Below are 19,849 nucleotides of genomic sequence, written 5' to 3'. Positions count from 1 at the left end.
TCCATCTTCGACACTTGCTGCGTATTCAGGCCCACCAGTTGCGACGACGCCAGGTTGGCCACCTGGTTGGTGGTCAGGCCCACCACCTGGTCGGTGGTCAGGCCGGCAACCTGGTTCGATTTCAAGCCCGCCAGCGCGGTGGTCTTGATGGCGGCGATGTCTTCGGTGCCAAAGGCGGCCAGCACATCGGTGGCCAGTGAGGCCAACTGGGTCGAGGTCAGCACGCCGACTTGCGTGCTATCCAGGGCGAAGCCTTGCAAGGTCGACAGGCCGGCCAGCGTGGTATTGGACAGCACACTGATCTGCGACGAGGTCAGCTGGGCGATTTGCGGCGTGCTCAAGCCCGGCACCTGGGTCGATTTCAGCGCCGAGATCACCGTGGTTTTCAGGGTGTCGATATCGGCGGTGGCAATCGCGCCAATCGCCGCCGAGTTCAGCACACCGAACTGGGCGCTGGTCAGCGCGCCCAGTTGCGCGCTGTTCAGCACGGCAATTTGCAGCGAATTCAAGCCGGCCGACACTTGCAGCGTGGTCAGCGCGCCGATTTGCAGCGACGTCAGCGCATCGACCTGGGCCGTGGCAATGGCGCCGATCTGGGTCGAGCTCAACGCGGTAATCACGTTGGTCTTGATGGCGCCGAGGTCGGCGTCTTCCAGCGCGGCGACACCGGCGGTGCTCAAGCCCGCCAGTTGCGACGATGTCATGGTCGACACCTGGTTGGTGGTCAGTCCCACCACCTGGTCGGTGGTCAAGCCACCGATCTGGTTCGATTTCAGGCCCGCCAGCGCCGTGGTCTTGATGGCGGCGATGTCTTCCGTGCCGAACGCGGCCAGCACGTTGGTGGCCAGCGCACCGAGTTGTACCGAGCTCAGCGCGGCAACTTGCGTGCTGTCCAGCGCGAAGCCCTGCAGGGTGCTCAGCGCGCCCAGCGACGAGCTCGACAGTGCGCCGATTTGCGCGGACGACAGTTGCGCGATTTGCGGCGTGGTCAGGCCGGCGATCTGCGTCGATTTCAGACCCGAAATCACCAGCGTGCTCAGGGTGTCGATATCGGCCGTGGCGATCGCGGCGATCACGTCAGTCGCCAGCACACCGAACTGGGCGCTGGTGAAGCCGGACAGCTGCATGCTGGTCAGCGCGGCAACCTGCACCGACGTGATACCGGTCGACACTTGCAACGTGGTCAGCGCGGCCACCTGGGACGACGTCAGCGCGTCCACCTGGTTGGTGCCGATGGCGCCGAACTGGGTCGAAGTCAGTGCGGAAATCACATTGGTCTTGATGGCGGCCAGGTCGGCATCCTCCATCTTCGACATTTGCTGCGTATTCAGGCCGACCACCTGGGCCGAGGTCAGGGTCGAGACCTGGTTGGTGGTCATCCCCACCACCTGGTCGGAGGTCAGGCCGCCAATCTGGTTCGATTTCAGTCCTGGCAACGCCGTGGTCTTGATCGCGGCAATGTCTTCGGTGCCGAACGCGGCCAGCACATTGGTGGCCAGCGCCGCCAGCTGGGTCGAGGTCAGCACGGCGACTTGCGTGCTATCCAGGGCAAAGCCTTGCAGGGTCGACAGGCTCGACAAGGTCGACGACGACAGGGCGCCAACTTGCGAGGCGGTCAACTGGGCGATTTGCGGCGTGCTCAAGCCCGCCACCTGGGTCGATTTCAACGCCGCGATCACGGTGGTCTTCAGCGTGTCGATATCGGCGGTGGCAATCGCGGCCAGCGTGTTGGTGTTCAGCGCACCAAACTGGGCGGTGGTCAGCGCGGCCAACTGGTTGGTGTTGAAATTGCCGATCTGGTCGGAGTTCAGGCCGGCCGACACTTGCAGCGTGCTCAGCGCACCGATTTGCAGCGACGTCAGCGCGTCAACCTGGTTGGTGCCGATGGCATTGATTTGCGACGTGGACAAGCCCGACAGCACATTGGTCTTGATGGCGGCCAGGTCGGCATCGTCCATCTTCGACACTTGCTGTGTATTCAAACCGACCAGTTGCGCCGAGGTCAGCGACGCGATTTGCAGGGTATTCATGCCGACCACCTGGTCGGTCGTCAAACCGGACACCTGGGTCGATTTCAGGCCGGCCAGCGCGCCGGTGGACAGGGCCGCCACTTCATCGGTGGACATGGCCGTCAGGGCCGCCGTGCTGAGCGAGCCCAGTTGCGCGGAATTGAATGCGCCGACCTGGGTCGAATTCAGTGCCTGGATATCGATGGTATCGAGGCCGGTGGTCAGTTGCAGCGTGGTCAGGGCGCCGACTTGCAGCGACGTCAGCGCCGCCACCTGGGTGGAGTTGAATGCCGCGATTTGCGTGGATTTCAGGGAAGCGATGGTGGCGGTCTTGAACCCCACGATATCCGTCGTCTCGATGCCGGCGATGCCATCCGTGGTCAGCGCATTCGCTTGCGCGGAGGTGAAGCCGCTCAGTTGCAGCGAGTTCAGTGCGGAGATCTGGGTCGAAGTGACACCCAGCGAAATCTGCGCAGTGGTCAAGCCTTGCAGCTGCAACGTGTTCAAAACAGCCAATTGAGTACTGGTCAGGGCGCCGATCTGGTTGGTGCCAAGGGACGCCAGGTCTGCTGAACCGAACGCGGCAATCTGATCGGTTTCCAGACTGGCAATCTGGGCGGTACTCAAGAGGGTTAAGAGGCTCACTTCCGTTCTCCTTGGGGGACGACGCTACTGATTTGGACTCGCAACATGGAAACAGCCGGCGTAAAACCGGCTACCTCCACGTACGCTACTTGTATTTGGAAAAACTACCCTGCAACTATTTTATTGACGTCGTTCGTAGACATTTACGACCAGCAAGTTAATTTACTTTAATAAATAATCGTGATGCCACTTGGAAAAATCTAACCCATTGGGAATAATTGTCCGGTGGGAAACACGCGTTTCCACACGGTTTGTCCTGAACGGTAGAGCGACCAACTTGGCTCAAGCTTTAAACGTTTTTCCGGGCGAACATCAAAAAAATTGCAATCGATTATCAGTATAGCCCAGAAATTTCCTATCAGAATGTTTTTTGTGTGTAATTTTGCAACGTGAATTATCTTGTCGTCATCACGTAACATTCTGATTTCATTGATTTTCAATGCTGAGATTCACTTCCCGCCGCCGACCGTCACGGTCGTCGCTGTCATATACGAAGCAGCCGGCGACAACAGCCACACCACGGGTTCCGCGATTTCTTCCGGCCGGGCGACGCGGCGCAGCGGAATCGACGGCGCCGCGCGCTGCAAGCGCCCGCCGTCGCCACCCCGTTCGTGAATTTCAGTCTCGGTCATACCCGGCGCCACACACAGCACCCGGATCCCGTCCGGCGCCAGTTCACGCCCCAGGCCCAGGGTGAATCCCTCGACGGCGGCCTTGCTGGCGGCATAATGGACGTAATCACCGGCACTGCCGCTCGCTGCCGCCGTGGACGAAATATTGATAATGACCCCGGCCGACCCGTTGCGCTGGAACGACGCCACCGCCGCGCGGCAGCACTCCATCAGGCCCAGCACATTGATGCGGAAGACCTCGGCAATCATGGCCGGGTCCGCATCCATGAAGCGGGTAATGCGGCCCGTGATACCGGCATTGTTGACCAGCGCGGTGACCGGGCCGAGTGCGCGCTCGGTCTCGGCAAACAGGTGCGCCACCCCGGCGGATTCGCCGACGTCGGCCTGGACCGCCACCGCCGCACCGCCGGCAGCACGGATCGCCTCCACCACCCTGCCCGCGGCTTGCGCATCGCGCGCATAGTTGACCGCGACCGCGTAGCCGTCGCGCGCAGCCGCCAGCGCGATGGCCGCACCGATGCCACGGCCGCCGCCGGTGACTATTAATACTTTGCTCATGGAATGTTTCTCGATAGCATGACGGCGAATTTTACGTGCTTTTGCCCGTAAAACCCTCACCAATTGTCACACCGCAAGCATGCCGTGGCGGGGCCGCCACGACAAAATGACATCATCCGGCAGGGACCGGATCTCCGTCGACCACGACGCGGTCGCGGCCGCTGCGTTTGGCCGCGTACAGCGCCTGGTCGGCCGCCCGCAACAGCGACTCCGCCTCGTTCAGCCGTTCCTTGTCGAAACTGGCCACTCCAATACTCATCGTCACGTGCGGACGGGCCGCGGCCGGGGCATGGGTGATGTTCAGCGCCGCGATACAGGCACGGATGGCTTCGGCGTGCTGGCGCGCCTGCTCCGGACTGGTATCAGGCAGCACGGCGGCAAATTCCTCGCCGCCGTAACGGGCCGCGAGGTCGGCGGCACGCTGCAGCTTGCCGGCAAACGCTTCGGCCACCATGGCCAGGCAGGCGTCGCCCTGCTGGTGGCCGAAATGGTCGTTGTACAACTTGAAGGAATCAATATCCATCAGCAGCAGCGACAAGTGGCCGCCATGGCGCTGCGCCCGCCCCAGCTCACGCTGCAGCGCCACATCGAAATGGCGGCGATTGGCGATGCCCGTCAAGCCATCGACATACGATTGCGCGCGCAGCGATTCCGCCTGGTCCCGCAACAGCCGTTCGCGCCCGACCGTGGTGCTGACATCGCTGATTTCAATCAGGCAAAAACGCTCGCGCCCTTCGGAAAACGGCGTCACGGCAATTGCCTGCTCGACCCGCTCGCCACCCCATGTGCCGGACGGGAAAAGCGGGAATGGCGTGCGGTTCAGCGCCTGCGGCAAATGCGCGGCAATGTTGTTGGCAAGCGCGCTGTGCACCGCCAGTTCCAGCCGCTGCCCCAGCAAATCCGGGAACAGGTCAAACAAGTCCTGCCCTTCCACCCGCGTGGCCGCCATCCCGGAATGGCTGGCCATCCACTGGTTCCACAGCACGATGCGTTTGCGCGCATCCAGCACCACCAGGCCCATGTTGGCCAGGCCAAGAACACGTTTGAACAGGTTGGGATGCAGGGGAATGGCAGGCGCGGTACGCTGGGCCAGGGGAGTGTTCGGGAAATGATCGAGCATGCGGACTTTCCGGGCCGACGGGCAAAGCAGGGATTATAAGCGCCGGGTATGCAATAAAGTCGCCGCTGTGGCAGGAATGTCACTAGCAAATTAAAAAAAGCCGCGTGGACGCGGCTTTTCGTGAATGCGGCGCAAGCCGGCTTAGGCCTGGCGCCGGCGGCGCATCAGCACCAGTCCGGCGAGGCCCAGCGCCAGCAACGGCACCGTGCCGGGCGCCGGGGTCAGGCGAACAATGCCTTCAATCACGTCGTTCTGGCAGGTTTCACCCCAGTGCATGGCCAGCGACGAGAACGTGGCCAGGTCCGTGCCCGCAACATTGATGGTGAATTGCAGCGACTGGTTACTCAATACCGTCCAATTGCCGGTTTTACCGGTGTTGGTCACATTGGCTGAGTTATTGACGGTATTGACCGCCACTTCCTGCCCGTTGCGGTAGGTGCAGCCATTGGTGCAGTTGATGTAGCTTTCCGAATTCTTGGCATTGGCCGCGTTGGTGGCGCCCTTCAGCTTGTACAGCGTGAAGGACCCGCCGGTATTACTCCAGCGGTCGGCCAGGTTGAAGCCGTAATCCCAGATCGTGCTGTTGCTGGCGTTATCCGCCGCGTAGTGGTCGCCGACAGTGCCGACCGGGTTCCAGGTATCCGCCAGGAACACGTCGCCATAGCCGATCCCTTTGGCGACATTGTTTTCCTTGTAGGCCCAGGAATCCGATCCCGCCTTGCCGGCAAATTTCGTGTTGATGGTAATGGTCAGGACATCGTTGACACGCGTGATCTTCGCACTATTGATGTCATAGACCGTGGTGCTGCCGATCACATCGCCAAGACCATGGCCGTCAGCCCCCCAATACGCATCCGTAATGGTGTCCGCAAACGCGCCAGCCTGGGCGGTTCCGCCAGCCGACAGCGCCAGGGCGGCAATGGCTGCACTCAGCAGTCGTTTCATGATGCTTCCCGTTGAAATAGTTAGTTCCCTTAAAGCAGGAATCATGCCTGAAATTAACACTATTTAATAATCAGATACTTAGCCCTCAACCAACTCTGTTGCCGTACGTAACTGTAAAGTTCCCCGACAACATGGTGATAAGATATCAAATAAAAGTGCCTAGAAGCAAGCAAAATCGCGGCGTGCATTGGAAATAGTTCAAGAACTGCTGAGATCCGCAACCAGTGTAGGCAATAAAACCGCACGTTGTGCAACTGGATACTGATCGGTTCGCCGACCTTAATAAACAGTCCATATTGCAGCTCCGCGCCAACCATGCCACCATGCGGGACTGCACACCTGTTGTTTCATTGAGGAATTCTATGCCGTACCGCCCGCCGTCCCTGCGGATCGCCCCGCTGATTGCCCTGCTGCTGGCCGCCGCCCTGTCCGGTTGCGGGGAGCAGGACAAGGACGCCCTGGTGGCCAAGGCCCGGCAGCATCGCGCCAAGGGGGAATTACGCGCCGCCACGATTGAATTCAAGAACGTGCTGCAGCAACACCCGGACGATGGTGAAACCCGTTATCTGCTGGCGCAAACCTACAATGAAACCGGCGAAGCGCTGACGGCGGAAAAGGAAATCCGGCGCGCCATCAACCTGGGCTATGAAAACGACGCGGCATTGGCCGAACTGGCCAAGGCGCTGCTGTTGCAAGGCGAATACCAAAAAGCCCTGGACCAGACCGCCAAAGCCGTCAATCCCGGCCCGGTCCTGCTGTCCCTGCGCGCCGATGCCTTGCGCGCCTTGGGCAAGGCGGAGGACGCCAGGGCGCTGTATGAGGCGGCCTTGCAGGCACAGCCAAAGTCACCGGGCGCCCTGCTGGGCCTGGGCCGGCTGGCGCAGGCAGCGGGCGACACCGCGGCGGCTGCCAAGTACGCGGCCCAGGCGCGCGAAGCCGATCCCCGCAATACCGACGCCCTGCTGTTGACGGCGGATTTGCTGCGCTCGCAGAAAAAGTATGAGGATGCCCTGGCGACCCTGGACCAGATCCTGGCGATGGCGCCGGAACACCGTTCCGCCCATATAGAAAAGGCGTACATCCTGATTCCGCAGGCGAAGTTCGCCGCAGCGCAAGCCGAACTCGATGCCGCCACGGCCTCCGGTCCCACCGGCATGATGGTGCTGTATACCCAGGCGTTGCTGGACTTCACCCAGGGCAAGGATGCGGCCGCCCTCGATTCGCTGCAAAAAGTCTTGCGCGCCGCACCCGAACATGCGCCCAGCATGTTGATGGCCGGCGCCATCAACATGAACATGGGGTCCCTGTCGCAAGCAGAGTATTACCTGCGCAGCTACCTGCGGGAAAACCCCGGCAACCTGTATGCCCGCAAGCTGCTGACCTCCACCCTGCTGAAAGCCGGCCAGACGCCGGACGCGATGGCGGTCCTGGAGCCGGCGCTCAATACCTCGGCCCAGGACCCGGAAGTGCTGGCGCTGGCCGGTGAATCGTTCATGCAGTCGCGCGACTTCAACAAGGCCGGCGAACTGTTTGCCAAGGCCGCGGCGATCTCTCCCGATACGGCGGGCTTGCGCACGGCATTGGGCTTGAGCAAGCTGGGCCAGGGCAATAACGAAGCCGCGCTGGCGGATTTGCTGGAAGCGGCTCGGCGTGACCCTGGCAATGCCCAGGTCGGCATTGCACTGACCACCACCCTGCTGTCGCTCAACCGCAGTGAGCAGGCGCTGGCCACGGTACAGGACCTGGAAAAAGCACAGCCAAAAAACGCGGTCATCCAAAACCTGAAAGGGATGGTCTACGCCGCACGCAAAGCGCCGGACCAGGCCCGCGCCGCGTTCGAACTGGCCCTGGCGCTGCAGCCAGCGTATTTCCCGGCGGCGACCAACCTGTCACGGCTGGAAATGGAGGTGAAAAATCCCACTGCCGCGAAAAAACACTTGCAGGATTTCCTGGCAAAAAACAAAGGCCATGTCGACGCCATGACCGCCATGGCGGCGCTGGCGGCACGCGAGCGCAATTTACCGGAAGCCACGCGCTGGCTGGAAAAGGCCCACAACGAACACCCGGAAGCCATTGCGCCGGGCGTCCGCCTGGTCACCCATTACCTGTTGATGCGGGAAACCCGCAAGGCCACCACCCTGGCCGCCGCGCTGCAGGCGAAGAATCCGGACAACCCGGATTTGCTGGACATGCTGGGCAAGAGCCATATTGCCGACAACAATATGCCGCAAGCGGTCGACGCCTATAAAAAGCTGGCGATCGCCATGCCGCGTTCGCCGCAAGTGCATATGCAGGTGGCGGCACTGTACCTGCAAATGAACAATGTGGGGGCGGCGGAAGACCACTTGAAAGCCGCGCTGGCGATGCAGCCGGACTTCCCCGCCGCCCAGCTGGCGCAGGCAGAGATTTACGTCAAGCGCGGCTCGTTCGACCTGGCGCTGATGATTTCAGACCAGTTGCAAAAGGCGTATCCGAAATCCTCCGGCGGTTTCCAGCTGGAAGGCGATATCCTGATGGCACGTAAAAAAGCGGCGCAGGCATTGCCGGAATTCGAGCGGGCGCTGGCAATGTCGCCGACCAGCGAATTGCTGATCAAGACCGCCAATGCCTTGCGCGCGTCCGGCAAGACCGCCGACGGCGCCGCCCGCATCGAACAGTGGCTCAAACAGCATCCGGATGACGTGCGCGTGCTGCTATATAAAGGCGAATTGCTGCTGGCCGACAAACAATACCCGGCCGCCGCCGACTACCTGCAAGGCCTGGTGCAGCGCTATCCGGCCAACATCACCGCCAGCAACAACCTGGCCTGGGCTTACCAGCAACTGGGCGATCCGCGCGCCGTGGCGGCCGCGGAACAGGCGTATAAACTGGCGCCGCGGCATCCGGTCGTGATGGATACGCTGGGCTGGGTCCTGGTGCAGCAAGGCCAGGCGGCGCGCGGCCTGGCCATCCTGCAAAAAGCCAGCGCGGCCGCACCCGAGGCACGCGACATTCGCTATCACCTGGCGCAAGCCCTGGCGAAAACCGGCGACAACGCGGGCGCGCGCAAGGAACTGGAAACCATCCTCAACGGCGCCACCCCATTTGCCCAGGCCGGGGAAGCCAAAGCACTGCTGAAGCAACTCCCGTAAGGTGGTTTGGCCAAAGGCCAAGCCACCCTGCATGCGGCCCGGCGGCGTTCACCAGTCCGGCAACGCACGCACGGCGGCAAGCCCGCGGCTTACCGCCCTACTTTCCCTGGGCGAACGTGAACACTTTGCGCTCGACAAACGCCATGGTCCCGTCACTGCCGCGCACCACCTCGGAAATCAGATACGTGCCGCTGGTCGGATCCCCGTTTGCGTCGAAATCAATCGACCCCGCCACCCCCTGGTAGTCGATATCGCGCCCGGCCTTGAGCGCCGCCAGCGCCTGCGCAAACTGGCCGGGACCGATCGGCACCGGCGTGGCGCCATCCGGGCGCGCATCGGGCCGGGACACCGTTTGCAAATTGGCCAGGATCGCGGCGCGCGTATTGGCGCCTCCCTGCACCATTGCCAGCGCCAGCAGGTACACCGAGTCATAGCCGGTAAACGAGGTCCCCTCCGGCTCCAGCCCGACCTGGCGCACAAAGGCGTCGCGGTAGGTGGCAAAGCCCGGCGTGCTGCGCGGCGCGGTGGGCGAGACCCATTGCATCCCCAGCGCCGCGTCGCCGGCATTGCTGATGAACGTGGCGCCAAAATTGCCGCTGCCGAACAGGCGCGGCATTTGGCCGCCCAGTTTTTCCTTGAGGCTCCGCGCGATCGACGCGCCATCGAGCGCAAAGCCCACCATCAGCACGGCTTGCGGCACGCCGTTGGCGGTCAGCGCCGCCAGTTCCGTATCGAAGCCCACGGTCTTGGTCGCCGGATACGTGATGTTGGCCAGCGGCGGATAGCCGCGCGCCACCAGCCGCTGGCGCACCGCTTCGCTGGCGCCCACGCCAAACGCGTCATCCACGTGGATCAGCGCGACTTTGGTCAGGCCCTGTTCGATGATATGGTCGGCCAGCGCCGCCCCTTGCAGCGCATCCGACGCCACGGTGCGGTAGACGGTGCCCTTGTCGTCCAGCGACGTGATCAGCGGCGACGAGCCGCTGGCCACGAACGGGATGCCGGCGGCAATCGTCACCTGCTGCGCGACGGGAATCGCCACCCGGCTGGAAAACGGTCCGAAGATCGCCACCGGGTCCAGCGCCGCCAGCTCGCGCGCGCTGAGCACGCCGGCGTCGGCGTCCAGCTTGTCGTCCCGTAAAATCAATTCCAGCTGCTGGCCATTGACGCCCCCCGCCTCATTGATTTCCTTGACCGCCAGCCGCGACGAATATTCCACCATTTGCCCCAGGCTGGCCGACGAACCCGTGCGGGACACCAGCAAGCCCAGTTTCAAGGTGCCCGGCGTGGTTTGAGCGGCCGGGTTGGCGTCCACATTGGCGCCACCGCCGCCGCAGCCGCCCGCCACCAGCACCGTGGATGCGGCCAGGATGGCTGCCACCGCAAGTTTGTTCATAGCGCACCCCAACGGTAGGTATAGCTGAAGGCGGCGCTGCGGCCCGGCGCCGGCAAATCCACCCCGCCATAGCCGGGTTCCGCGTAACGCCGGTCCAGCAGGTTGGCGACGCGCAGCGCCAGCTGGTGCGGACCGAACGCATGGTTCCAGCTGGCGTCCACGGTGGCATACGACGCCAGCTGGTAGGGACGCAGGAAGTTTTCCTGGCTGTTGACCTTGCTGGAGCGGCGCGGCGACACATTGCGCGCGGCCAGCGCCAGCTGGCCCCAGGCCGGATGCAGGTATTGCCAGCTGACGCGCGCCACCATGCGCGGATAGCTGGCGGTCGGCGTCACTTGCAGCGGCTGCAGGCGCGGCTGGAAATGGTCATCCGTATCGGCCCACGCCCATTGCGCGCGCCAGCGCTGCGCCCCGAGCTGCCAGGTGGCTTCCGCTTCCGCGCCCTTGCCCTCCTGGCGGCCACTGTTTTGCGGCTGCAGGTTCGCGCCCAGCGGCAGCAATTCGGTCTTGGCGCGCACCGTCAGCCGGTACGCGTTCAAGGACAGCGCCAGGTCCGGACTGGCCTGCCATTGCAGGGCGGCTTCCGTGCTGCGCGAGGTTTCAGGACGCAGCGCCAGGTTGCCCAGCACTTCGCCCGCATACAGCGGCTGCGCATACAGTTGCGCGGCGGTCGGCGCCTTGTACGATGTGCCGTGCAACAGTTTCCACGCCAGCGCCGGCGTGACGTTGCCAACCAGCGCCAGCCGCCAGTTGGTGCTGTTGCCAAAAATACTGTGGCTGTCGCGCCGCGCGTTGGCGGTCACGCCGGCCCAGCTCCATGGACGGAGACTGTATTGCAGGTAATAACCCTGGTTGGTGATACGTTCGTGGGCGCCCGTGCCGGACACCAGGGTGCGTTTGCCGCTGGCGGCATCCACGCTGAAAATCTGCATGCGCTGCTCATCGTCGCGCACGCGGTCGGCCCCGGCCACCACACTGTGCTGGTCGCCAAGGCGGTATTGCGCTTCCAGCCCCAGTTCTTGCGACGCAAAACCCAGTTCCCGCACCGGATAGGTGGCGACCGAGCCCAGGCTCAGGCGCTCGCGCTGGTCCGGCCCGCCGTGTGCCTGCGCGATGCTGGCCCGTAAAGTCCAGTGCTCGAAGCCCCGGTATTCATGCTGCAGCCGCGCGGTGGACTGGTGCAGCGCGATGCGGTTGTTGTGGCTGAGGATGCCGAAGTCCAGGAATTCGCCATCGGCATCGAGGCGGTAGCCATGCAGCATCAGCGCCGTCTCGCTGTTGTCGGTCACGTACGCGCCGCGCAGCAGCACAGTGCGCGGCCGTTCGCCATCCCCCTGCGACACCGCGCCGCGCGCGGCCGCCACCACGCGCGCATACAGCGGCGAGGAACGGGGTAGCGCCATGCCGCTACGGTCAACGCTGTCGCCCGCCGCCGACACCAGCCATTGCCATGCGCCGGTCTGGCCCGACGCATGCAGCGCCGCACCGCCGCCATCCCGGGCGCCGCGCAGCATGGTGGCCGTGGCGGCAAAGGCGCGCTGGTCGCCGGGCCGCGTGATGATGTTGATGACGCCTAAAAACGCATCCGCGCCATACAGCGCGGAGGCGGGACCGCGCACCACTTCGATGCGCTCGATGGCGGCCATGTTGATCAGGCTGGCGCCGAGGAAATTGCTGGCGTCGGAACGATAGGCAACCGGTTGGCCATCGATCATGACTTTCAGTATCCGCGACCAGGACCGCACGCCGGCATTGATGCCGCGTACCCCCACATTGGGCGCGACACCGTCGGCCACCGCATACATGCCGGGTACCTGTACCAGCGCATCGGCCACCGAGCGGTAACCGAACTGGCGGATATCTTCCGCCGTGATGACCGACACCACCGCGGGCGCATCGCGCGCCGCCAGCGCCTGGCGGCTGGCTGTCGTGAACGGCATGTCAAGCAGTGCTTCCACGCTGACATTGAACAAGTCCCTGCCTTGCTCCTGCGCCTGGGCCGGCAGGGCCAGCGCAGCGCCGGCGGCCAGGGTCCACCATGGTGCAATCCGACGTTGACTCCGCTGCATACGCTGTTCTCCGTATCGGGCGACGGCTCATGGTAGACCTAAAGCGCATCCGTGGTGTCAAATTTGGCGTTTCCACCACAACATTTTGGACGGCAAGCCACAACCGTCCGGCCCCGCCCACTACAAGGGCGATCGCGGGCCGATATGCGCTTATACTTGCCTTGAGACACCCCTTCACCGCCAACCAACACCATCCACCCTTTAAGGAGTCGCTTGGCCATCCGCAACTTGCCTGCCGGTCGCTGGCTGGCCATGCGCACCGCGCCAATGACGGCGCTGCTGGCGGCGGCATGGTGGCCCCTGATGGGCGCGGCGCAGGGAGCGGTGCCGAAGGAACAGATCAAGGCCGCACTGGTGTTCAATTTCCTCAAGTTCACCGAGTGGCCCGCGGACACGGCGAATGGCCCGCTGACGCTGTGCGTGGCCGGGCCGGACCGGAAAACCGAGGCGGCGTTTGCACAGGTACAGGGACGTATGATTGAAAACCGGACGATCCAGGTGCGCACGGTGCGCGGCAGCGACGTGGCGGCTTGCCACCTGCTGTACATCCATGACATCGGGCGCGACTTGCTGACGCAAGTGGTCGCCGGCAACCCCAACTTGCTGACGGTGGGCGACCAGGATGATTTTACTGAAGCCGGCGGCGTGATCGGGCTGGTGGAATCGCAGGGACGGCTGCAATTCAAGGTCAACCTGGACATGCTCAAACGCGGCAATTACAAGGTCAGCTCGCAGTTGCTGAAGCTGGCCGTCAATATGCGGTAACTGCGATGCGGTAACGAGGAAGGTACGGATGGCGTCTATGTGGAGCAAGTTGTTGCTCAAGCAGAAAATCACCTGGATGGTGGTGGCGGTGTGCGCCCTGATGCTGCTGCTGTTCGAGGGGGTTTTCCTGAAAACCCAGCAAGCGACCTTGCAGGGCCAGGCGCAGCGGTCGCTGGACGGCCTGGCGGAAATGATTGCCTATGGCAGCGCCGCGCCGCTGACCTTTGACGATGTCGATGGCGGCAACCAGACCCTGAAGGCGCTGGCGTCGGTGCCGGAAGTGGTGCACGCCACGGTGCGCCATGCCGATGGCCGTGTCTTTGCGACCTATACCGGCAAAGACGGCGGACGCGCGGACCCGCACGGCATGACCGCCAGCGCCGTGGTGCGCCAGAAAGGCGCCGACATCGGCAAGGTGGAATTGCGCGCGACCCTGCATTATGTCGACCAGGCGCTGTATGAAGCGATGCTGGTGGCGGGCATTGCCGGGCTGGTGCTGTTACTGCTGGTGGCTTACGTGGCGCTACTGTCGGCACAAAAACTGTCGGCCCCGCTGCTGAAACTGGCGGCGCTGGCCAATGCGGTCGGCCAGGACGGCGACTACAGCGTGCGCGCGCCGGACAGCGGCATGGCCGACGAGGCGGGCCAGCTGGGCCGCCGCTTCAACCAGATGCTGGAACAAGTGCAGGCGCGCGACCTGGAATTGGCCAGCCACCGCGACCACCTGGAACAGGAAGTGGCGCGCCGGACGGCGGATCTGGTGCGCGCGCGCGACGCGGCCGAAGCGGCCAGCCGCGCGAAAAGCGAATTCCTCGCCATGATGAGCCATGAAATCCGCACCCCGCTGAACGGTGTGCTGGGCATGACGGATTTGCTGGCCAATACCGAACTGGACGACCGGCAGCGCCGTTTTGTCCGCATCGTGCGCCGTTCCGGCGAAGACTTGCTGGCCATCCTCAACGATATCCTGGACTTTTCCAAGATCGAAGCGGGCCGGTTTGAACTCGACGACTGCGCTTTCAACCTGACCTTGTTGATGGAAAACGTGGCCGAGCGTTATGCGCCGGTGGCGCACGGCAAGGGATTGGAACTAAGCTGCGCTGCGCCGACCCGCACCCTGATGCTGCGCGGCGACGCCAAGCGGCTGGGACAGGTGCTGACCAACCTGGTCAGCAACGCCATCAAATTCACGGAACGCGGCCACGTGGTGCTGCGCGCCGATGTCATGGACATTCCCGCGCCCGATGGCGGTGACGGAGACGGCGCCATGGCCGACATCCACTTCACGGTGACCGACACCGGCATCGGCATTCCCCCAGCCAAGCAGGCCGGGTTGTTCGAAGCGTTTACCCAGGCCGACAGTTCCACCACGCGCCGTTTTGGCGGCACCGGCCTGGGACTGGCGATTTCGCAGCGGCTGGTGGGCCTGATGGGCAGCGCCATCACCATGCGCAGCGAAGAAAACCAGGGCAGCGAATTCCAGTTCGCGGTGCGGCTGGCGCGCTGCGATGTCGGGCTTGACATCGACGACGCCATGCTGGCGCCGATGCGGGTGTTAATCGTCGACGATAACCAGGTCAACCTGGAAATCCTCGCGGCGCAATTGCACTCGTGGGGCTGCCAGGTGGTGCAGGCGCTTGACGTGCAAGGCGCCCGCATGGAATTGGGCAAGGCCGGTGCGCCGTTCGAGCTGGTGGTGACCGACATGATGATGCCGGACGAAGATGGCGCCGGCCTGGTCGAATACATGCAGCAACAGCCACATCTGGCGGCGATCCCGGTCATCATGCTCAGTTCCGCCGGCATGCAGTGGCACGGCGCCAGCGGCGGCCCGGTGCCGCAAGTGCTGACCAAGCCGGTGCGCCAGTCCGAACTGTACAACGCGCTGTGCCAGGCGCTGCGCACCAGCCAGGGTGGCCCGGGCCAGCGCGCCGCCAATGGCGCCGCGCGCAGCCGGGTGCTGAAACTGCGGGGCCGCGTGCTGCTGGCCGAAGACAACCTGGCCAACCAGGAAGTGGCGCTGGCCATGCTGCGCAATCTCGGCGTGGAGGCGGAAGTCGCCGGCAACGGCGTCGATGTGATTTCATTGCTGGAGCGCCAGCAATTCGATTTGATCCTGATGGATTGCCAGATGCCGGTGATGGATGGCTTCCAGGCCACGGCCGCGGTGCGCGCCGCCGAAGGGCCGGAGCGGCACATCCCGATTGTCGCGCTGACCGCCAACGCGGTGGCGGGCGACCGCCAGCGCTGCATCGACAGTGGCATGGACGAATACCTGTCGAAGCCGTTTACGCAAGACCAGCTGGGCGACATGCTGCGGCGCTGGCTGCACGCGGTGCAACTGGGACCGCGCGACGACGGCGCAGGGGCATCCTCGGCCAGCGCCCTCCCCGCCGCGCCGGACACTGCGGGCGGGATCGATGCGCAGGCGCTGGACACCATCCGCCAGCTGCGCCCCGGTCTGCTGCTGCGCGTGCTCAATGCATGGCTGATGGAGTCCCCGGGCCTGTACCAGGACATGGTGGAAGCCGCGGCACAAGGCGATGGCGCCGCGCTGTTCCGCGGCGCCCACACGCTGAAAAACAGTTCCGCCAATGTCGGCGCGCGCCAGTTGTCGCAGCTGTGCGCGGAACTGGAACAGCGCGGCCGCCATGGCCAGCTCGACGAACTGGCTGACGCCATTGCCGAACTGGCGCAGTACTTTGAACGCACCCTGGCGGAACTGACCGCCATCCGCGACCGGGAGCAGTAATGGAAGCGCGCGAACGGCAGTTGATCCTGATTGTCGACGATGAATTGTCGGCCCGGCTGCTGATGCGCGCGACCCTGGAGGAAGGCGGCTTCGACGTGGTGGAAGCCGGCACCGTGCGGCAGGCGCTTGCCCTGTTTGAATCCACCGTGCCGGACCTGGTGATGCTGGACGTGATGCTGCCCGATGGCGACGGCGTCGACCTGTGCGCCAAGCTGCGCACATTGCCGGCCGGGCGCGACGTGCCGATCGCCATGGTCACCGGCGTCAACGACGACAGTTCCATCCAGCGCGCCTACCAGTGCGGCGCCACCGATTTCATCACCAAGCCGATCAGCTGGGGCACGATGGCCAACCGCACCCGCTACCTGCTGCGCGCCCACCTGGCAATGCGGGAACTGGCTCTGTCGGCGATGCGCGCGCGCCTGTCGGCCAAGGTGTTTGAAGCGTCGAATGACGCGATCCTGGTGTGCGACGCGCAAAACCGCATCGTGTCGGTGAACCGCGCGTTTGAAGCCATCACCGGCTATGCCCGGGCCGATGTGCTGGGCCAGGACCCGGCGCTGCTGTTTGCCGACGTCGGCGCCCGCATCCGCTATCAAACCATGTGGGAAAACCTCGATACCGGCGGCTCGTGGCAGGGTGAATTGCCAAGCCGGCGCAGTGACGGCAGCGCCTTCCCGGCCTGGTTTTCCATGAGCCTGGCGCGCGACGCGGAAGGGAAACCGGAACACTATATCGCGGTGTTTGCCGACATCACCGAACGCAAGGCGCAGGAACAGCGCATTGCACACCTGGCCTTCCACGATGAACTGACCGGGCTGCCAAACCGCCGCCTGTTTTCCGACCGGCTGGCCGTGGCCCTGCTGCAGGCGCGGCGCGACGGCCACGCGCTGGCGGTGCTGTTTGTCGATGTCGACCGCTTCAAGAACATCAACGATTCGCTGGGCCACGCCAGCGGCGATGAATTATTGAAACAGGTGGCGCAGCGGCTGCAAGACACGGTGCGCGCCGGCGACACGGTGGCGCGCATGGGGGGCGATGAATTTGTGCTGCTGTGTCCCGGCGGCGATTCGAAAGCCATCGCGGCGCGCGCGCACCTGATGCTGGGGCAACTCGAACAACCCTACCAAGTAATGGGCATGGCGCTGCACGTGTCGTCCAGCATGGGCATCGCCTGCTACCCGGAAGATGGCGACACCGCCGATGTCCTGGTGCGCAATGCCGATGCGGCGATGTACCTGGCAAAGGAACGGGGCCGCAATAATTTCCAGTTTTACGCGCCGGAACTCAACGCCGGCATCCTGGCGCGCCTGAAGCTGGAAATGGATTTGCGGGCCGCGCTCGACGCCGGCGAATTCGAATTGCACTACCAGCCCAAGATCATCCTCGCCACCGGCGCCCTGCACGGCGTGGAAGCGCTGATCCGCTGGCGCAAGGATGGCGCCATGGTGTCGCCTGGCCAGTTCATCCCGGTGGCGGAAGAGTCCGGCCTGATTGTCGCCATCGGCGACTGGGTGGTGGGCGAAGCCTGCCGCCAGCACCTGGCGTGGAAACAGGCGGGCCTGCCGCCGCTGCAGGTCGCCGTCAACGTCTCCGCCCGCCAGTTTACACAGCCCGGCTTTGCCACCGCGATGGGTGAACTGGTGCGCGCGCAAGGCTGCCTGCCCGATGCGCTCGAGCTGGAATTGACGGAATCGATGCTGATGACGGACGTCCAGCGCGCCACCCTGACCCTGGCGGAATTGAAAGCGCTGGGCTTTGCGGTCGCCATCGACGACTTCGGCACCGGCTTTTCATCGTTGAACTACCTGCGCCACTTCCCGGTCGACGTGCTGAAAATCGACCAGTCCTTCGTGCGCGAATTGCTCGATGAGCGGGCCGCGCTGGCCATCATTGAAGCGATTATTGCGCTGGCCGGGGCGCTGGGCATGAAGACGGTGGCGGAAGGCGTGGAGACGGAAGCGCAGCGTACCCTGCTGGGAGAACGCGGGTGCGGCGCGATGCAGGGCTACCTGGTGGCGCGGCCGATGCCGGCAGCCGATCTGACCAGCTGGATTGGCAGGTATCGCAACGGGGCATAGACGCGGCCAGACCGCCCTGCCGCTGGTCAAGCCGAATAACGCCGCCTTACTTCCGCCACAGAGTTGGCCACCAGCTGCCCGAGCACCGCGCCATCCAGGTCCGCGAGCCGCTTGAAGTACAGGCAGACTTTGCCGAGCTTGTGCTTGCCGATCCGGGCCAGCAACGCTTCCTGCGCTTCACCGTCCGTGATGACGTACATGACGATGTCCCGGCCACGGACCGCAAACCCGAGAACCGGCGCCTCGCCCGCGTGGCCGCTGTCGTAGGTGTACCGGTAACTGCCGAAACCCACGATGCTCGGGCCCCACATTTGCGCCGGTTGCCCCGTCACTTGCTCGCACAGCGCAATCAATTGCCGGCAATCGGCCAATTGCTGCTCGCTGGCCCGCGCGGCAAGGTAGCCATCGACACTGGCGTCCGTTGGTTTGGTCTTGTTCCCGGCCATGCTCCCCCCTGGTTCAAAGAAACGCCTTCGCGTCAACTTTCCATGGCAATGTCGGCCACGCCGCCAGCTTCATCGAATCGAACACTGATGGCATAGTTTGTGACATTGCCGCGCAAGGTGAAATCGAAGACATCGATCCCGTCCTCATCCTCATCGCCCCAATGCGCGCGAAGTTCCAGGAGATCAAGAACGCGCTCGCGCTCCGGCGCCGGAGTTCCAAGGTTCGACTGCCAATAGCTGGCATCCAGTTCTTCCAGGTGGTGCGCGACAAACAGCGTTGCGCCGTACTCATCGGCCTCCGTGCCGAATGCGTCGCGAATGGCGGCCAGTGCGGCCTTCTCGCGGCGTTCAATTTCATTTGCGTGTGCTGGCATTGCGACTCCTCTCAATACAGGTGGAATTTCCATTACCCCGGTGGCGACACCAACGAGATGGTTACGCCATTCGGATCGTCAAACCGCAACATCTCCAGGCCGCTCGGCAGGATTCTGGCCGGTGGAACGGCCTTGCCCGCGTTGCTTAATCGCTGCGACATCTGCGCGACCGAATCCACCATGAACGTCATGACCGGCGCCCCGGGGCCGATAGCGCCACCGGTGACATATCCGCCCGATACCAGTTCGAGATGGGCTCCCGCGCGATGGCTCAGGAACACAAACTTGACGCCATCGGTTCGCTCGTACCGCTCCCGCACCTCGAAATCCAGTAGTCCGGCATAGAAGGCAATGGACTCGTCGAGCAGGGACGTCGGTATCGTAACAACTATTTTGTTAATGATTTTTGCACCTGCAAGTCAACTCAATCGTCATGTTCCATGGGATTTTCCCGGGCAGCCTGCTGCCCGAGCTGCTGGGCAAGCCCGATGAGTATGCCTTCGGGACCACGGATATAGCAAAGCCGGTACAGGTCCGCATACTGGGCCACGTCACCAACCAGCATCGCGCCGCGCTGGACGAGCCGGGCGACCGTATCGTCGATGTCCTCCACCGTGAACATGACGCGCAGGTAGCCCAGCGCGTTCACCGGGGCGGCGCGGTGGTCGGCGACCACGGGCGGCGCCAGGAAGCGCGACAACTCGAGCCGGCTGTGGCCATCCGGCGTGCGCAGCATGGCAATCTCGACGCGCATGCCGTGCAGTCCGGTGACGCGATCGGCCCAGTCGCCTTCGACCGGGGCGCGCCCCTCGAGATCAAGTCCCAGTTCGGTGAAAAATGCAATGGCGGCGTCGAGGTCTTCCACCACGATGCCGACGTTGTCCATCCGTTTGACTGTCATACTGGCTCCTTCGGGGCCCGCGGTT

Annotated in this window: 14 protein-coding genes; 4 read left to right on the top strand and 10 right to left on the bottom strand. The window is 63.8% G+C overall.

Annotation, left to right across the window (positions count from 1 at the left end; translation table 11 throughout):
• The 4 genes from AC1RRC_RS26405 to AC1RRC_RS26390 form a co-directional block, all read right to left on the bottom strand.
• Positions 1-2,654 (bottom strand): beta strand repeat-containing protein (locus tag AC1RRC_RS26405; protein ID WP_493058580.1); only part of this gene is annotated, 2,654 nt, incomplete at its 3' end.
• Positions 2,655-3,103: 449 nt separating this feature from the next.
• Entirely contained in the window at positions 3,104-3,844 is a 741-nt protein-coding gene (locus tag AC1RRC_RS26400; RefSeq protein ID WP_493058579.1) for an SDR family oxidoreductase, read from the bottom strand.
• A 112-nt stretch (positions 3,845-3,956) separates the two neighbouring features.
• Entirely contained in the window at positions 3,957-4,964 is a 1,008-nt protein-coding gene (locus tag AC1RRC_RS26395) for a diguanylate cyclase domain-containing protein (protein ID WP_493058578.1), read from the bottom strand.
• 141 nt (positions 4,965-5,105) lie between these two features.
• Positions 5,106-5,909, bottom strand: coding sequence for a PEP-CTERM sorting domain-containing protein (locus tag AC1RRC_RS26390; RefSeq protein ID WP_493058577.1), 804 nt, complete (start codon positions 5,907-5,909; stop codon positions 5,106-5,108).
• A 362-nt stretch (positions 5,910-6,271) separates the two neighbouring features.
• Between AC1RRC_RS26390 and prsT the strand changes: the two genes are divergently transcribed.
• A complete protein-coding gene (gene prsT, locus AC1RRC_RS26385) occupies positions 6,272-9,040 on the top strand; it encodes an XrtA/PEP-CTERM system TPR-repeat protein PrsT (protein ID WP_493058576.1) in 2,769 nt (922 codons plus the stop codon).
• 97 nt (positions 9,041-9,137) lie between these two features.
• Here prsT and AC1RRC_RS26380 read toward each other — a convergent pair whose 3' ends face one another.
• Entirely contained in the window at positions 9,138-10,436 is a 1,299-nt protein-coding gene (locus AC1RRC_RS26380) for an ABC transporter substrate-binding protein (protein WP_493058575.1), read from the bottom strand.
• On the bottom strand, positions 10,433-12,505 hold the full coding sequence (locus AC1RRC_RS26375; RefSeq protein ID WP_493058574.1) for a TonB-dependent receptor plug domain-containing protein: 2,073 nt from the start codon (positions 12,503-12,505) through the stop codon (positions 10,433-10,435). Before AC1RRC_RS26375 ends, AC1RRC_RS26380 begins: the two co-directional genes overlap by 4 nt.
• A 213-nt stretch (positions 12,506-12,718) precedes the next feature.
• Here AC1RRC_RS26375 and AC1RRC_RS26370 point away from each other — a divergent pair, with 213 nt between their 5' ends.
• From AC1RRC_RS26370 to AC1RRC_RS26360, 3 genes are read left to right on the top strand one after another with little or no spacing between them, the layout of a single operon-like run.
• A complete protein-coding gene (locus AC1RRC_RS26370) occupies positions 12,719-13,270 on the top strand; it encodes a YfiR family protein (RefSeq protein ID WP_493058573.1) in 552 nt (183 codons plus the stop codon).
• 37 nt (positions 13,271-13,307) lie between these two features.
• Positions 13,308-16,022 (top strand): response regulator, encoded by a 2,715-nt coding sequence (locus tag AC1RRC_RS26365; protein ID WP_493058572.1) that lies wholly within the window; start codon positions 13,308-13,310, stop codon positions 16,020-16,022.
• Complete coding sequence (locus tag AC1RRC_RS26360) at positions 16,022-18,103, top strand: putative bifunctional diguanylate cyclase/phosphodiesterase (RefSeq protein WP_493058571.1); 2,082 nt, start codon at positions 16,022-16,024, stop codon at positions 18,101-18,103. The genes AC1RRC_RS26365 and AC1RRC_RS26360 overlap by 1 nt, the downstream gene beginning before the upstream one ends.
• 26 nt (positions 18,104-18,129) lie before the next feature.
• On the opposite strand, the gene AC1RRC_RS26355 is transcribed toward AC1RRC_RS26360, so the two are convergent.
• Genes AC1RRC_RS26355 through AC1RRC_RS26340 form a run of 4 tightly spaced genes read right to left on the bottom strand, consistent with a single transcriptional unit; the run spans position 18,130 to position 19,824 of the window.
• Entirely contained in the window at positions 18,130-18,549 is a 420-nt protein-coding gene (locus AC1RRC_RS26355) for a DUF1801 domain-containing protein (RefSeq protein ID WP_493058570.1), read from the bottom strand.
• A 32-nt stretch (positions 18,550-18,581) separates the two neighbouring features.
• On the bottom strand, positions 18,582-18,923 hold the full coding sequence (locus tag AC1RRC_RS26350) for a DUF2004 domain-containing protein (protein WP_493058569.1): 342 nt from the start codon (positions 18,921-18,923) through the stop codon (positions 18,582-18,584).
• Between the two features lie 32 nt (positions 18,924-18,955).
• Entirely contained in the window at positions 18,956-19,303 is a 348-nt protein-coding gene (locus AC1RRC_RS26345) for a VOC family protein (RefSeq protein ID WP_493058588.1), read from the bottom strand.
• Between the two features lie 44 nt (positions 19,304-19,347).
• The gene (locus tag AC1RRC_RS26340) at positions 19,348-19,824 is read right to left on the bottom strand and encodes a VOC family protein (protein WP_493058568.1); all 477 of its coding nucleotides are present in this window, start codon (positions 19,822-19,824) and stop codon (positions 19,348-19,350) included.
• Between the last annotated feature and the right edge of the window lie 25 nt (positions 19,825-19,849).

Source organism: Pseudoduganella sp. GW821-FHT12E03 (assembly GCF_058807115.1).
This window is presented reverse-complemented; position numbering and strand designations above follow the sequence as displayed.

Excerpts from the sequence above, each read along its gene's own strand:
- AC1RRC_RS26390 (WP_493058577.1), bottom strand. The coding sequence starts at position 5,909 with ATGAAACGACTGCTGAGTGCAGCCATTGCCGCCCTGGCGCTGTCGGCT.
- AC1RRC_RS26375 (WP_493058574.1), bottom strand. The coding sequence starts at position 12,505 with ATGCAGCGGAGTCAACGTCGGATTGCACCATGGTGGACCCTGGCCGCC.
- AC1RRC_RS26360 (WP_493058571.1), top strand. The coding sequence starts at position 16,022 with ATGGAAGCGCGCGAACGGCAGTTGATCCTGATTGTCGACGATGAATTG.
- prsT (WP_493058576.1), top strand. The coding sequence starts at position 6,272 with ATGCCGTACCGCCCGCCGTCCCTGCGGATCGCCCCGCTGATTGCCCTG.
- AC1RRC_RS26365 (WP_493058572.1), top strand. The coding sequence starts at position 13,308 with ATGTGGAGCAAGTTGTTGCTCAAGCAGAAAATCACCTGGATGGTGGTG.
- AC1RRC_RS26380 (WP_493058575.1), bottom strand. The coding sequence starts at position 10,436 with ATGAACAAACTTGCGGTGGCAGCCATCCTGGCCGCATCCACGGTGCTG.
- AC1RRC_RS26350 (WP_493058569.1), bottom strand. The coding sequence starts at position 18,923 with ATGCCAGCACACGCAAATGAAATTGAACGCCGCGAGAAGGCCGCACTG.
- AC1RRC_RS26395 (WP_493058578.1), bottom strand. The coding sequence starts at position 4,964 with ATGCTCGATCATTTCCCGAACACTCCCCTGGCCCAGCGTACCGCGCCT.
- AC1RRC_RS26340 (WP_493058568.1), bottom strand. The coding sequence starts at position 19,824 with ATGACAGTCAAACGGATGGACAACGTCGGCATCGTGGTGGAAGACCTC.
- AC1RRC_RS26400 (WP_493058579.1), bottom strand. The coding sequence starts at position 3,844 with ATGAGCAAAGTATTAATAGTCACCGGCGGCGGCCGTGGCATCGGTGCG.
- AC1RRC_RS26355 (WP_493058570.1), bottom strand. The coding sequence starts at position 18,549 with ATGGCCGGGAACAAGACCAAACCAACGGACGCCAGTGTCGATGGCTAC.